The organism is Cellvibrio sp. (assembly GCF_053579595.1).
The window spans coordinates 1-14,127 of record NZ_JBRFPI010000081.1; the positions used below are offsets into that span (position 1 = coordinate 1).

A 14,127-nucleotide genomic window follows, 5' to 3' on the forward strand; every position below is an offset into this window, starting at 1 on the left:
CATCGCTTTTATGCGATTAACACTGGATTCAAATGAGTGCTGACGAATCACAAAATCGCCGTGGCTCGCGCGCGTTTTCTCCAATGCCAGGCGAATTACGTCTTCGTAATAGACGGTTATATCCAAACCCTCCGTATTGGAGCGACCTATCACACCGACCGTCAGCGTATTTGCCATAGCGCCCAAACTCGTCAACAGTAATGTTATCGATGCAACGTAAATCCATAGTTTCGTTTTTACTAGCATAATCACTCTGCATGTCTTGGGTTGGCGACAATAGTACTTCATGGAAGCAAATCCAATTTCATATCAATCAAGCCATCATCGCGATTGAATTTCACTGTAAAACCCAATTTTCGTGCAAGATTCGCCATCCCAGAGTTTTCTAACATGGTACAGCCCATTAATGTTCTCGTTCCCTGCAGGCGACAGTAGTCGATCATTTTCTGCAATAACCGCGCGCCTAAACCAATCCCTTTTAATTCACTGCGTACCGCCATCGCGAATTCGGCCTGGGTATTATCAGGATCTATTTGTACCCGCACGACGCCCAAAATTTCTTCTTGCCTTTGGTTATTATGCGCTACTGCAATAAACGCCATTTCACGTGCGTAATCAATTTGCGTTAAGCGCGCCAATTGTTCGTGGGAAAATTGCGGCAGCTCGGCAAAATATCGCTTGTACCTATCTTCTTTACTCTGCGAATTATCAAAGGCTTGTAAATTTAACTCATCTTCGGGGCGAATCGGACGCAATAATACCTGGCGCTGGTTGCGCAAAGTAAATGGCTCTTCCAATTCTTTTGGATAAGGCCGGATTGCCAGTGGATAAGCATTTTTGCCTGCGCTGATTTCCACATTCACGTCCAATACGCGGATTTCATCGCCCGCGACCAATACAGGGTTGATCAATAAATTACGCAGCGATGGATGATCAATCACTATCTGGCTGATTTGGGTCAGTAATAAGCAGAGCGCCGGCATATCGAGCGGCACATACAATTCGCGCTCGCGAATTTTTCCTTCGGCGAGCGCCTGTATCACCATATAGCGCGCCAGCGCCATATTTAATGGCGGCAATGCAACGACTGCATTGCGCCGCACACTCCAGTGACTCGCCGCCTCCCCCAATAAAATGACCGGGCCAAACACCGGGTCAATTTGCACCTGGATACGCAATGGATGTGCTCCTTTGCGCTGTGAATGGGTTGCAGTCGCAGGTGCACTTTCTATTTCAGTAAAAGTGTTAATTCCATAATCATTGAGCAATGCAATTGATTCTGCAGATGTTAATTGGTTGCGTTCTTCAACAAGAGCCCGTGCAATAATCGCCTGCGCCTGTTGCGGTTGATAGGGAACTTTATCGCTAATCGAATCAGGTGTTTCGGATAATAATTTTTGGTTACGGCGATATTGAACCATATGCATAAATGCGCCGACAGCGCCTTCAGGGGTACGAAAGGAAGCGATACTCGCATCGGCAAAACGCAGACGCGCATTTTGCGCGGCATCTTCACCCATCCAATTAGCAAATATATTCGGTTTTCGCCCAGCATAATTTTTATAGGTATTGATCACCGCATCAGCATAGACTTCGCCCGGCGTTAAGGCAGAAGGTGCTTGCATAATCAAAATATTATCGACACTGTTGCTCTGCAATAATACTTGCAAGACTTGCTGATAGGTTTCAGGCGATGCATCACCCAACACATTAATGGGATTAGTCGCGCGGCCACCGGAATGAATTAGCGGTTTTAATTGCTGTACAACTTTTTCATCCAGAGATGCGAGCCGTCCACCGCGCTGCAATAATGCATCCACTGCCATAGCGCTGGGGCCATTGCCATTGGCAATAATCACCAGCTGCTCGCTATAAATGGGTTTGCCATTGGCAAGCGTTTCTACCGCCGCGAGCAATTCACGCAAGTCGCCCACACGCAGCATACCCGCGCGACGGAAAGCCGCATCATAAACGGCGTCGTTGCCAATTTTTTCTGCAGGTAAGCGCGAGGTGAGCGCACTGCTTTCAGAATAAATTCCCGCCTTAATGACCAGGATGGGTTTATTGAAGGACGCAGCGCGGGCAGCAGACATAAATGCGCGGCCATCGTGGATTGCATCGATATACAATAATATCGCCGAGGTTTTTGCATCGCGCCCGAGGTAATCGAGGATCTCATCAAAATCGATATCCATACCTTCGCCGAGCGAAATAAACTGCGAAAAACCAATACGGCGACGGCGCGCCCAATCCAACAAAGTCACGCACACGGCGGAGGATTGTGAAACAACGGCAATTTTTCCCGGCAATGCATTGATATGTGCATAGCTCGCATTCAAACCTAATTCCGGAATAATAATTCCAAGCGAATCCGGCCCGAGAATCCTCACGCCCCACTCTTTGGCAATAGCGAGCATTTGCTCTTGCAGGTTAGTGCCTTGCGCGGTAAATAAATTGTCTAACCCCGCGGCAATGACAATCGCATTGCGCGTGCCCTTTCTGCCCAACTGCAAAATAATTGCTGGCACACGGGTTGCGCGCGTACAAATAATCGCGAGATCGGGAACAATCGGCAATTCCTCAATTGAGCGATAAGCCAGGACTCCATTCACTGATTTATAGTGCGGTGTAACCGGCATGATCGGCCCATCAAACTGCCCTTGCAACAAATTGCGCATCACCGCATTGCCCGGGCGATTGGGCTGGTTAGAAGCACCTATGACCGCAATTGAATGAGGTTTTAATAATTGCTCAACATTCTTTACCGTCATACGCTAACCGTCATTTTCACTGCCATAGTTTTTTGCATAGCGGTTGTTACGGCTACACATTTTCATCATCGTCATCTATTTTTTGCAAACTCAACTCGCCAAAACTGGTCGGAGGAGTTTTTGGCTGCGCTTGCGGTGCAGCTGCGGCAACAGCTTCTGCTTTAGGGACAGCCACACCATCGGTTGCCAGCTTTATACGCAGGCGTAAATTATTGGGCGAATCTGCATTAGCTATAGCATCATCGAAACTCACCTTACCTGCCATATACAATTTGAAAATCGCACCATCGAATGTTTGCATGCCGAGATTTTCAGATTTCTCCATAATCTCTTTAATTTCGGTAAGACGGCTTTTTAAAATTAATTCCTGAATGGTTTTAGTGCCGAGTAATACTTCTACTGCACCGCAACGTTTTCCATCAACAGTAGGCAATAATCTCTGCGATACAAATGCGCGTAAATTTTGTGACAAGCCCATTAACAATTGCGGGCGGCGCTCTTCCGGAAATAGATTGATAATCCGCTCCAGTGCCTGATTGGAATTATTGGCGTGCAGCGTTGAAATTGCCAAGTGACCGGTTTCCGCAAATTCAAGCGCATGTTCCATGGTTTCGCGGTCGCGGATTTCACCGATTAAAATCACATCCGGCGCCTGGCGCAAGGTATTTTTTAACGCGGCTTTGTAACTGCGCGTATCCACGCCCACTTCGCGCTGGTTAATCACGCTGCGCTTGTGTTTGTGTACAAATTCAACGGGGTCTTCAATAGTAATAATATGGCCGCCGCTCGATGAGTTGCGATGATCGATCAAGGCAGCGAGCGATGTAGATTTACCCGAGCCGGTGCCCCCGACGAATAACACCAGGCCACGCTTGGTCATGATCACATCTTTTAAAACTTCCGGCAGACCCAGGGCATCAAATTGAGGAATATCGGTTTTGATATTGCGCGCGACTATTGCCACTTCATTGCGCTGCTTAAAAATATTGATGCGGAAGCGGCCAACACCGTGAATGGAAATCGCGAGATTCATTTCCAATTCATGCGCAAAAATACCGCGCTGCTCGTCATCCATAATCGCATTGGCGATTGCCTCAATCTCCCCCGGTTTAAAGGGTTCAGTTGCCAATGGTTTTAATACACCCTGAAATTTTGCGCAGGGTGGCGCACCGGTACTCAGATATAAATCCGATCCGTCTTTTTTAGCGAGCACATTTAAATACTGGTCGATTGGGGTTGCCATAGATTACTCCTGCGAAGACAAAACAATAGGAGGAGTATAGTCAGGATTACCCAATACGAACGGTAAGAATTGCTAATCAACCGCCGCAACAAATGCAATCTCTACCAACATTGCCGGATCGAGCAATTCCACTTTTACGCAGGCACGTGACGGCGCACAACCGGCCGGCAACCACGCCTCCCAGGCTCGATTCAGTGCAGGCACATTTTCTTTATGGGTGATGTAGATAGTGGCAGAGAGCAAGCGGGATTTATCGCTGCCGATCGCAGCCAAAGTCACTTCCGCTTGCGTCAGGATTTGTGCAATCTGCTCATCCATCGCGCAATCAGTATTGTTGGGGACTTCGACAAAATGGGCGATGCCGCGATACACAGTAGCATCCGACCAGCGCGGTACCGGATTCAAACGTTGAATATTCATGCAGGGTTTTCCGATAAGGTGTTTGCAAATGGAATCTGGCGCCTATAATAGCCGCCTTTTGCGCTTCACCCAATTTTAATCACCCACCATAAAGCGACCCGATTCATGGCATTAACGTCCATCATTGCACATCGTATTTACCGTCACTCGCCCGGGAGCGCCTTTGAATTGCAGTTGCGCGATGAGGCCTTTGCCAGTGACGGCAAATTGGAAGAGCTGGCCTATGAATTGAAAACCCAATTTATACGCAAAGGCGGCAAAAGTTACGGGCGCTTCTCGGATGAGCTGGGCGAGTTCCCCTTACCCGCCTGGCTGCGCGATTCTCGCGAAGAGCGCTTGAGCTTTATCAGCTTCACCCATAAAGCGATGCAGCAATTCCAGCAAGCATTGGAGAAGGCCGAATCGCTGCTGGATGCCTATGTATTTTTCGTAGAAGAGAAGCTGGAAATCGGCGATACGCTGAGTGTGTATTTGGTGGAACACCAAAGCGGGCTCTATCTGGATAGTGAGTTAGCGGTAGATGGTTCACTCTTTCTCGACACCAGCGGATTTAATCTCGCCGCTAAAATCCAACTGAATGATTGGACCTCGGGCGACTCAAATACCTATTTGACGCTGATGCGTTCACGCAGCGATAAAGATATCGCTGACGCCTTTACCCAGTTCATCGCTTTTACCGACAAGCAGGACATCAAACAGGAAACCGCGGAGTTTTTGCAGATCGTCGATAACTTCAGCCAAACACTCGATGAGAACACCGCCAAGATTACACGCACTAAAGTGGTTGATTACTGCCTGGAGCAAAACAAAGCCGGCAAACCAGTTACGATTGCCGCGCTCTCCAGCAACCTCGCCGAAGAGGTTAAGAGTTATGAGCCGGAGCGGTTTGTACGCTATGTGGAAAACAGCAAACCGGATCTCAAGCCCGAATTTATTCCCCACGCCGGGCAAATCCGCAGCTACGTGCGTATCAGTGGCCGCAATGATTCATTGAGTATGAGTTTCGCCTCTGAGTGCCTCGGACGGGAAATCGAGTATGATGCAGCAAATGATGTGCTGACGATTAAAAACCTGCCATCGTCACTGAAAGCACGCTTGATCAAACATTTGAAAGAATCACACTAATCAATCCAAAAACAACAATAACGGTCGAGATGACCTGCATAAATGGTGCAAGCTTGATCTATCTATATCCAGCTATAACGAAAATCGCACTCCCTATAACTACATAAACTAAACTCATGCTTGCAAAAGCAGACGACCGGTCATATATTTATACCATGAGCAAACGCGAACTGAAAAAAGATCATCTTCTGGATGCCGGCCTGAAAGTTATGGCCACCCGTGGCTACAATGGCACCAGTATCCAGGACATAGTCAATGCGGCCAATGTGCCCAAAGGTTCTTTCTATACCTACTTCAAAAGCAAAGAAGATTTTGCAATTGAAGCGCTGGAGAAAGTGACCGAAGAGCGCATGATCCAGAATCGCCATTTGCTCAGCGACCGCAGTATTTGTCCACAGGAGCGTCTGACCCGCTTTTTTGTAGACAATATCGGCGGCTGCGAAGAAAACCTCAACGGCGGCTGCTTTCTTGGCAATATGTGCCAGGAGATGTCTGAATCCAGCGAGGCAATACGCATCAAAGTTCGCCAGATGCTGCGCAACAGCACCCAGTCAATTGAAGATGTATTGGAAGAAGCACGGCTTAAAGATGGCCTGAAAAGCCAGCTCCCCTCCCCGATTTTGGCAGAGTTTTTATTCAACGCCTGGGAAGGGACACTGATGCGCATGAAAGCATCCAAATGCCGTGAACCACTCAATGCATTTTTAACCGTACTACCCGAACTCTTTGCCAAGCCCCAGGCTTAACCCTTACCGCTCCTCGCAAAAACGCCTCCATGGCTTTTTTGTTCCATAAAAATAAGATGACCAGTCAGTTTTAATTGCGAAGAGATTTTACCAATCTCTTTTTAGGCGGCCTTGTTCGCCTATTTTTTGCATCAAAAACAAGACGACTGGTCACTTAATGTTTATAGAGGCGCCACAAAATGCAGTACCTACAACAACACAGGTAACAACGAAAGAAGGAGTTACCACTATGCACCAGCAAGAAAAACACAGAAATTCCAACGGGAATTTCTACTCAAAAACCTGGCTCTGGCTGACAAAGTCTTTGGCACCCCAAGCCATTGCTATAGCGTTGTTGGCTAGCGTCAGCAGCGTTACCTGGGCAGGACAAGAAGCCTATCTCGCGCAACAACAGCCTGAATGGTTACAAGTCGCAGCCTTGGTGGACGATGAAAAACAACCGCTATTGCACCTGCAAGACCAACCAGCCAAACCCACTAGCAGTTGGGCTTTTGCATTTGATAACGATGTATTGGTACCGGGCCACCGCGATCAGGATTACACCTATGGGCTCAATTTTACCCAAACAGGTGCAAGTGCCCGCGCGGCTAGCCTCGCCTTAAATGAGCCATTAGTTGCAATAGATAGTTTGATTGGTTTTGAACATTCGTCGTTAAGCACCCAGGAAACCTTTAGCCGTGAAATTGGTGCGTTTGGTTTTACGCCTGAAGATATTACGGTAAGCGAAGCTAATGCAGATGATCGCCCCTATGCTAGCCTGGTTTATCTATCCAGCTCGCGTGAACAGGTGGATTTGGTGGATAACATAGCCTGGAAAAGTACTCTTACTGTTGGGGTGTTAGGTTTGGGGCTGGTTGGTGAATTACAAAATATCGCGCATCAAGGTACTAACGGTAAGACAGCGCAGGGCTGGGATAACCAAATTAGTGAGGGTGGAGAATTAACTGGCCGTTATGTAATTGCCCGGCAAAAATATTTCGATAGTTTTTCAGAAAATGTCGAAGTAAAAAGTACTGTGCAAGCATCTGTGGGCTATCTGACTGAAGCAAGCTGGAGCCTGAGTATGCGCACCGGCAGAATTCATAGCCCATGGTCTTCGTTTAATCCTGAACTGGCCAGCTACGGTGAAAAGTCATCTTATTCCAGCAACGCAAAATCCGTTAGTGAGCGTTATTTTTGGGCGGGAGTTGCCGTTAAAGCACGTGCGTACAATGCATTTTTACAAGGACAATTTCGCGACAGCGCCGTAACTTATGAACACCATCAATTAAATCCAGTGTTGGTTGAGGCTTGGGCGGGCTACACCTTTGCATTCAAACAAGGTTATCGCATTAGTTATGTATTGCGCGGACACAGTTCGGAAATTGAAGAAGGCGCAGGTGACCGCAATTTGTTGTGGGGGGGAATTATTATCGCACGGAGCATTTAACAGGGAAGTAAATGCGCCTTAACGCCGTGTGTATTTATTCGACTTCTTCGACTTGTGGTTGATGTAACATCGCAAGTAAATTTTCAAAGGGCACCGGACGCGAAAAATAGTATCCCTGATATTGTTGGCAGCCCAACTCTTGCAAACAGACTAGTTCTTCCTGAGTTTCCACACCTTCAGCCAGAATTTCCATATCCAGATTATCGCCCAAAGCGATAATCATACGGGCGATTGAACGGCTCTCAGCATCGCTATGGATATCGCGTACAAATGAGCGATCAATTTTTATCATGCGGGCGGGAAAGCGTTTCAAGTAAGCCAGGGACGAGTAACCTGTACCAAAATCATCAATCGAGCACTCTACGCCAATTGCGTGTAAGTCTGACATCAAGGTCATCGCCTGGTTAATGCCACTTACCAATACGTTTTCGGTAATTTCAATGGCCAAATTGCTCGGTGGAGCATCTGCTGTGGCAAGTGCTTGACAGATACGCGCGAAAAAATCCTGTTGGGTAAGTTGCTTGCCACTGACATTTATCGATAATTTTTTAAACCCATCAAGTAATCCGTGAACTTGCAAAACTTTCAAATGACGACAAGCTTCATTTAAGACCCAATCGCCAATTTCCAAAATCAAATCACTGTCTTCTGCAATCGGGATGTATACAGCGGGTGATTCAAATTGATATTTTGGATTGTGCCAGCGCAACAGGGCCTCAGCGCCAATAATTTCATGGGCACAATTAAATTGTGGCTGGTAGAAAAGTTCGAATTCATTATTTTTTAGCGCTGCCTTTAAATCCGATGCATAAGCCAAACGCGTATTGTGTTTTTCCGACATAGCGGGATGGTAAGCCAGGGCAACCCGTTGACGCATCACCTTAGCTTCGTACATCGCCAAATCAGCATTTTTAACGATATCGCTATAAGACTCATCAAGATTGGGGAAAATCTCGTAACCCATGCTACAGCTAATGTTATAACCAACGCCGGACAGATCAAAGGGTAATTCAACTGCATCGTGAATACGCGCAGCAGTGCCACACACAATCAATTCAGCTTCATCACGATTGCGCCCCAAATCCGGCAATAGAATAACAAATTCATCGCCACCAAACCGTGCCACTGTATCTTTGGTGCGCGTAATACTGAGTAAGCGTTGGGCAACTTCTTGTAAAATTTTATCGCCAACATCATGACCCATCACATCATTTATCGATTTAAACTGATTTAAATCGATAAACAACAAAGCTCCGAACTTCTTATGGTGCCGACAATGGGCTAGAGACTCTTCCAGTTTTTCAGTTAATTTTCGGCGGTTAGCCAATTCCGTTAACTCATCATGCGCGGCCTGATAGGCAATAGTCTCTTCGGCAACTCGACGTGCAGCCATCTCTTTCAATAAGGTTTGGTGCGCAATACACGCATAGCAACTCAAGGCTAATTTTTTAAAAATGGGATCCAATGATTTTTGAACAACAGCATCCAACTCATAAATACCTTCAAATACTATTACCCCATGCGCAGGTAGCGAAAAACAATGGTACTTTTTTTCTGCCAACGAAATAATAGAAACAAAGCCTTTGGATTCCAGATGCTGGGCCACCATCGATTGTAAAGCCAGACTCTCCTGCCAGGGGCAACCCAAATACTGGGTCGGGATACTCAGATAATGATCTACCACTAATGACTTCCCTGAAAAATCGGCATAAGCAGGCGACCCTGTCTCATCACAATACAAAAAAACATGCACACTACTAAGATCCAGACGAGACATGCTAACGCGCATAAAAATGCGCAACATTTCCATAAGCTTAAGATCGTTACCTATGGACATAGCAAGTTCGTGTTGTATCGATATTATCTGCAATGCTTTTTTCATAAAAGTAATCGCTAAATTTGCCCTACCACTATAGATTTATTTAATAAATTAATGGTACCTCTATCTGTATTGGCAATTTCACCAATCGACAAAATTCCAACAGTCTTTTTTCCTTCACCTATACCAGCGTTTAACGCCAGTAACTCTTCAGAAAAATCATCACCCAAATAAAGAGCCCGACTGATACAATCAAATACAATCGCCAATCCCATAGGGTTCGTAGTTGCATCTTTTAGCTTCACTCCGGATTGTTCTCCTGCCAGGCACGCAGCCTCTATAATAAATTTCCGCCGCCCATGTAGAATATAAATCATCGTATTGACCGGCACACAACCAACACATAGCAATTCATTTTTAATAAGCCGGACAGGATCGCGCACCATGATTTCCTCATTAATGCCGACAATACCTAATGGGAAATTTTTAGCTATCTGAAAAAAATTATTTTTATTAAATCGATAATCCGTTATGCGCTCAATGCTCTCCCGATAAACTTGAAACGCTGGCAAATAATCGATTGTATTGACCTTAGCACCATTGGCCTCAGTAACCAGGTAGGGACCATCCAGAACCTCCCAACCATGATCAACTGCAGAGCCTAGGGGAACTGACAATTTAACAACCAAAGCAGCATTTTCTAGTAAGCCCGCACGAGTAAACAAACACGGACGCTGCACAAAATCCAAAGTCCCTGCCCCGCCACCAATTACGTGATTGCCACCACCAATCGTCTCATAAAGCGCATTTATGAATGACTCAGTTGCGTTCGCCATGGAATCAACAAAAATCATAAGATCTGCGGCAACGTCAACTGCCTCTCCATCCTGCCAGGAGGGCTGATCTACTTTCAGATATTCTGGTGACAGGTTATCGTAGACATCTAGCTGTATCGAAAAAGGAAAGCCAATCAACAAAATACCGCGCTCATAGCGCTTCCCCTCAAAAAAAAATCCAGGAAAAATGCCACCAAAAATTGGCGCGGTGCAAGCACCCAAACATAATTTCACCTGGAGTGGAGAATGCTGATTGTCTCCGCAAGCAATCACCATAATACTGACCGCAGCATTGGCAACCAGAAGATCCAGCCCCTCTTTTAATTGCTCATCAGTACCATCAGTAGCAAACCAAATGGAAGGTAACGCACTTGAATTATTGTGTTGATCTATCAGTGCCATCACAAATTACCGCAATCCAGATTCTTTATTATTTTAATAAGGGTGAATTCAATGCATCCACTTTAGGACCAATCAACTTTTCCACACTTTCTCGAATGTCATCCAAAGACACTTTACGGATATTCATCAAATCACGTGTTACATCATCAATACTATATTTATTATTGCTGCGCTTACGAATTTCTTTGTCCAATTCATCCAGTAGCACAACCGCGCGCGCAGTTACCGGCCCAGTAGATTTACTTTTGCGCAGGTGTTTTACGTCAGCGCCCCATTTGGCCAAATTTTTAATAATCTTACTGCGTCGCGACTTGGTCATGCCATCGGCGCGATATAACAACTCAAAAGAGTAAAACTCTGCGAGACCTTCAGCAATCCAATCATCATTGGTGTTAGCGGTAGAGGCACCACTAATGCGAGTCACCATATGAGTTAATTCGTGCAATAGCGGGCTAGTACCATTTTCACTAACCAAGGGGCGGTCCGAGTGCAGAAATAGTGAATTGGATGCCGACAAACCCCCTCGCCACATAGGATCGCCAGCACCTACTACCAATAATTTTTTTGGCGTTTTTTTAAAGGCAGAATGGACTTCCGGCCACACGAAATTAAAAAACGTCAATGCATCCATACGTTTGAAGCTTTCGCCTTTAGGCGCACTGACGGCGATTGAGGTTTTGGCCACAGTCGCGCGCCGAGTACCTACCTTACCTGCAATCATCCACCCTGTTGGACGATCAAAGCGGCGATCCGGATTATCTACTCTAAAAATATTATCTTTTTTTCTTGGCCAACCAGTTTCGATGCTGTCCCACCCCTCCGGCAAAATAACTTCCATGGTGGCATTCGCATATGAGCCCATCACCTCGCCTGTATCTATATAAACAGGAGGAATCAAATCATCACCACGAAAAATTGCCCAGTCTTTTGTCACCAGAGCATCATATTTTCCAGGATCGCGCTCATTGGTGAGCATCACGAAAAAGGATAACTGCGCACTTCCTGTCGGCAAATCCCAAATAACCTTTTTATCCCTGAGAATCATTTTGCCATTTGCACGAATACTGGAATAAATGCCCCGGTCATTATTAAAGCGTAAATGTTTGAGCAACTCGCCTTTGTCGATGCTCATAGTCACCAACGCCCCTTTTTTCGAGGGGTCGATTACAACCCGATATTTTAATTCGTAGGCAAGTGGCTGCAGGACTGTCTCTGCGGCCATTACCTGTGCACCAGCCAACATCAGGGTAAACAAGCAAACAACCGTGAAAGCACGTTGATGCTTTTTCAGAAAACATAACATAACGCAAAAACCTCGATAAAAATAACCTGTTTTAAATGCAGTGTACTGTAATTATGAACCCATGCGTTATTGTCCCACACAACCTGGAGAGCCTAGATGGAACACAGAAAACTGCATCTTACTGTAGTCAATTTCCTACAAACAATTAAGCCTTTTGCGACTACTCCATCCATATCATTAAGCCGATAATGATCACAACAAGGAGGTAACGGCAATATACCTGATCAGGATTGATCAACGGAGGTACATAGAGAAGGAACTTGGGCATAAAGGACTATGCGCTTGGACTGTGGAAAGGGATATCCGAGTCAGGGAGAAGACAATGGATGACAAAGGAATAAGCTGCCACAGGAGTTAGCGGCAATGGGCATGGAATGATAAGGAATTAATCGTCGCCCCAACACACACATAAGGGAATGCTACGGGATCTACACATACGGAATATGAAACGGATTGTCTCTGATGGAATTGGATTTTCAGCAGGATGCTGAGGTAGCCAAAGGTTACTCAATCCAATATTGGACGTGCTATGGGGCTTCTTTTATTCGGAAGCCCCTTTCTTTTTCGGAATGAGATAGACCTTAAAACGAATTAAAAGTTATCGCTGAGGAATTTTTGCGCCAATCGAGCTGCATCAGTACTACCAGCAGCCACCTCTGACAACAACGATTTGGCTTTTGCCTTATCGCCCATCAAAAAATAGACCTTACCTAAATCTAACTGGGCATCCGGCACTTTTGGCGCACTGGGAAAATTTGCAATTAGCTCAGTAAACCAGCTCTTGGCTTGTGCATAGTCTTTTTTTAACATGGCAATTTTGCCTAACCAATAGTGGCTGTTACTAGCAAAATCCCCGTTGGGAAAACGATTCAAATGCTCTTTAAACGCAACCACTGAGCCGTCAAAATCTTTTTGATTCAGCAAATCATAAGCAGCCTTGTAAACATCACTTTCACTGGCAGTATCAGTCAGCCGGGCGCCAGAAACAGACGTTGTAACAGGTGCAGTAGAGATAGGGGGCATATTTTGTATGTTTGCAGCACTGGTTACAGGAGGCGTGCCACCGGATAAGCGCCGGTCAAGATCCATATAATTATCAAGCTGCAATTGTTTGAGCTGTTTCAGCTCATAGGATTGCTCCTCAAGGAGGCCACGCAATAGCGCTACTTCTTCTTGAAGGGCACGAATTTGGGAATAGACATCAGATTCAGCAGAGGCAGGCAGATCAGATTGAGCCACCCCAGAGCGAATGCTCTGGGGTGAAGACTCAATAACCCGTACTTGCGCCTGTAAGACTGGAGCTGAAGCAACTAAGACAACAGCAAGCAGATTTTTGAGCATACGGGCTTAGACTCTTAGTACTTAACTTCTACACGACGGTTTTGAGACCAAGAAGCTTCGTCGCTACCGGTAGCAGCTGGTTGCTCTTCGCCGAAGCTAACAACTTCCAGAGAAGAACCGTTAACGCCTTGGGTCACGAGGAAATCGCGAACAGCATTAGCACGTTTTTCGCCCAGAGCCATGTTGTACTCGCGTGAACCGCGCTCGTCAGCATGACCTTCCAGACGTACTGCAACTGAAGCACCTTTCAGCTTGTCAGCGTGAGCCAACAGAACAGCGCGGCTTTCAGCAGTCAAAGCGTATTGATCGAAGTCGAAGTAAACAACGTTTGACAGTGTAGCTTCTGAAGATGAAGTATCGGTAACAGCAGTACCGGTAGTTGCAGTTTCAGTGCCTTTATTGTCGCTGCTTGAACAGCCAACCAGAAAAGACATAACAACAGCCAAAGTAAGACCTTGCTTGATTGCTTTGGTGATCATGTGTGTGTAACTCCAATGAAGTTTTGATCTGTTTTACGGGGATTTAGTTAAAGAATGGCGACCATGCGGGTTCCCGCACATCACCTTGTTTTGGGGGCTGGAGGATTTTGACACGCGCATCAAGAGACACGGCTGCCAACACTCCCTTACCACCAGAACGAGTCGCATACATCAGCATAGCGCCATTGGGCGCTATAGTAGGCGATTCATCCA

12 protein-coding genes and 1 pseudogene are annotated in these 14,127 nt (G+C 46.1%); 3 read left to right on the top strand and 10 right to left on the bottom strand.

Annotated elements, in window-relative coordinates:
- The 4 genes from ACWA6V_RS07165 to ACWA6V_RS07180 form a co-directional block, all read right to left on the bottom strand.
- Nucleotides 1-246: hypothetical protein (locus ACWA6V_RS07165; protein WP_449521837.1), on the bottom strand; the 246-nt coding region annotated here is incomplete at its 3' end.
- 38 nt (nucleotides 247-284) lie between these two features.
- Entirely contained in the window at nucleotides 285-2,771 is a 2,487-nt protein-coding gene (locus ACWA6V_RS07170) for a bifunctional acetate--CoA ligase family protein/GNAT family N-acetyltransferase (RefSeq protein ID WP_449521838.1), read from the bottom strand.
- Between the two features lie 52 nt (nucleotides 2,772-2,823).
- Entirely contained in the window at nucleotides 2,824-4,014 is a 1,191-nt protein-coding gene (locus ACWA6V_RS07175; RefSeq protein WP_449521839.1) for a PilT/PilU family type 4a pilus ATPase, read from the bottom strand.
- Nucleotides 4,015-4,086: 72 nt separating this feature from the next.
- Nucleotides 4,087-4,434 (bottom strand): RidA family protein, encoded by a 348-nt coding sequence (locus ACWA6V_RS07180; RefSeq protein ID WP_449521840.1) that lies wholly within the window; start codon nucleotides 4,432-4,434, stop codon nucleotides 4,087-4,089.
- A 105-nt stretch (nucleotides 4,435-4,539) separates the two neighbouring features.
- On the opposite strand from ACWA6V_RS07180, the gene ACWA6V_RS07185 reads away from it, so the two are divergent.
- The 3 genes from ACWA6V_RS07185 to ACWA6V_RS07195 all read left to right on the top strand — a co-directional run bounded on the left by ACWA6V_RS07185 (nucleotide 4,540) and on the right by ACWA6V_RS07195 (nucleotide 7,734).
- Nucleotides 4,540-5,559 carry a nucleoid-associated protein gene (locus ACWA6V_RS07185; protein WP_449521841.1) on the top strand — a complete coding sequence of 340 codons (1,020 nt, stop codon included), beginning with the start codon at nucleotides 4,540-4,542 and terminating at the stop codon, nucleotides 5,557-5,559.
- Nucleotides 5,560-5,714: 155 nt separating this feature from the next.
- Nucleotides 5,715-6,305 (top strand): TetR/AcrR family transcriptional regulator, encoded by a 591-nt coding sequence (locus ACWA6V_RS07190; protein WP_310075755.1) that lies wholly within the window; start codon nucleotides 5,715-5,717, stop codon nucleotides 6,303-6,305.
- 229 nt (nucleotides 6,306-6,534) lie between these two features.
- On the top strand, nucleotides 6,535-7,734 hold the full coding sequence (locus ACWA6V_RS07195; protein ID WP_449521842.1) for a lipid A-modifier LpxR family protein: 1,200 nt from the start codon (nucleotides 6,535-6,537) through the stop codon (nucleotides 7,732-7,734).
- Nucleotides 7,735-7,768: 34 nt separating this feature from the next.
- Here the strand turns inward: ACWA6V_RS07195 and ACWA6V_RS07200 are convergent, their stop codons facing one another.
- From ACWA6V_RS07200 to ACWA6V_RS07225, 6 genes and pseudogenes are all read right to left on the bottom strand, one after another.
- Nucleotides 7,769-9,571 carry a putative bifunctional diguanylate cyclase/phosphodiesterase gene (locus ACWA6V_RS07200; RefSeq protein WP_449521843.1) on the bottom strand — a complete coding sequence of 601 codons (1,803 nt, stop codon included), beginning with the start codon at nucleotides 9,569-9,571 and terminating at the stop codon, nucleotides 7,769-7,771.
- Nucleotides 9,572-9,627: 56 nt separating this feature from the next.
- Nucleotides 9,628-10,791 carry an FIST C-terminal domain-containing protein gene (locus ACWA6V_RS07205; RefSeq protein WP_449521844.1) on the bottom strand — a complete coding sequence of 388 codons (1,164 nt, stop codon included), beginning with the start codon at nucleotides 10,789-10,791 and terminating at the stop codon, nucleotides 9,628-9,630.
- A 28-nt stretch (nucleotides 10,792-10,819) separates the two neighbouring features.
- Nucleotides 10,820-12,094, bottom strand: coding sequence for a hypothetical protein (locus ACWA6V_RS07210; RefSeq protein ID WP_449521845.1), 1,275 nt, complete (start codon nucleotides 12,092-12,094; stop codon nucleotides 10,820-10,822).
- Between the two features lie 591 nt (nucleotides 12,095-12,685).
- On the bottom strand, nucleotides 12,686-13,435 hold the full coding sequence (gene ybgF, locus ACWA6V_RS07215) for a tol-pal system protein YbgF (protein ID WP_449521846.1): 750 nt from the start codon (nucleotides 13,433-13,435) through the stop codon (nucleotides 12,686-12,688).
- Between the two features lie 14 nt (nucleotides 13,436-13,449).
- Nucleotides 13,450-13,914: a peptidoglycan-associated lipoprotein Pal gene (pal, locus tag ACWA6V_RS07220; protein ID WP_310075762.1), complete on the bottom strand. Its 465-nt coding sequence runs from the start codon at nucleotides 13,912-13,914 to the stop codon at nucleotides 13,450-13,452.
- Nucleotides 13,915-13,957: 43 nt separating this feature from the next.
- Nucleotides 13,958-14,127 (bottom strand): annotated as a pseudogene (locus ACWA6V_RS07225) (Tol-Pal system beta propeller repeat protein TolB); the annotation flags it as partial.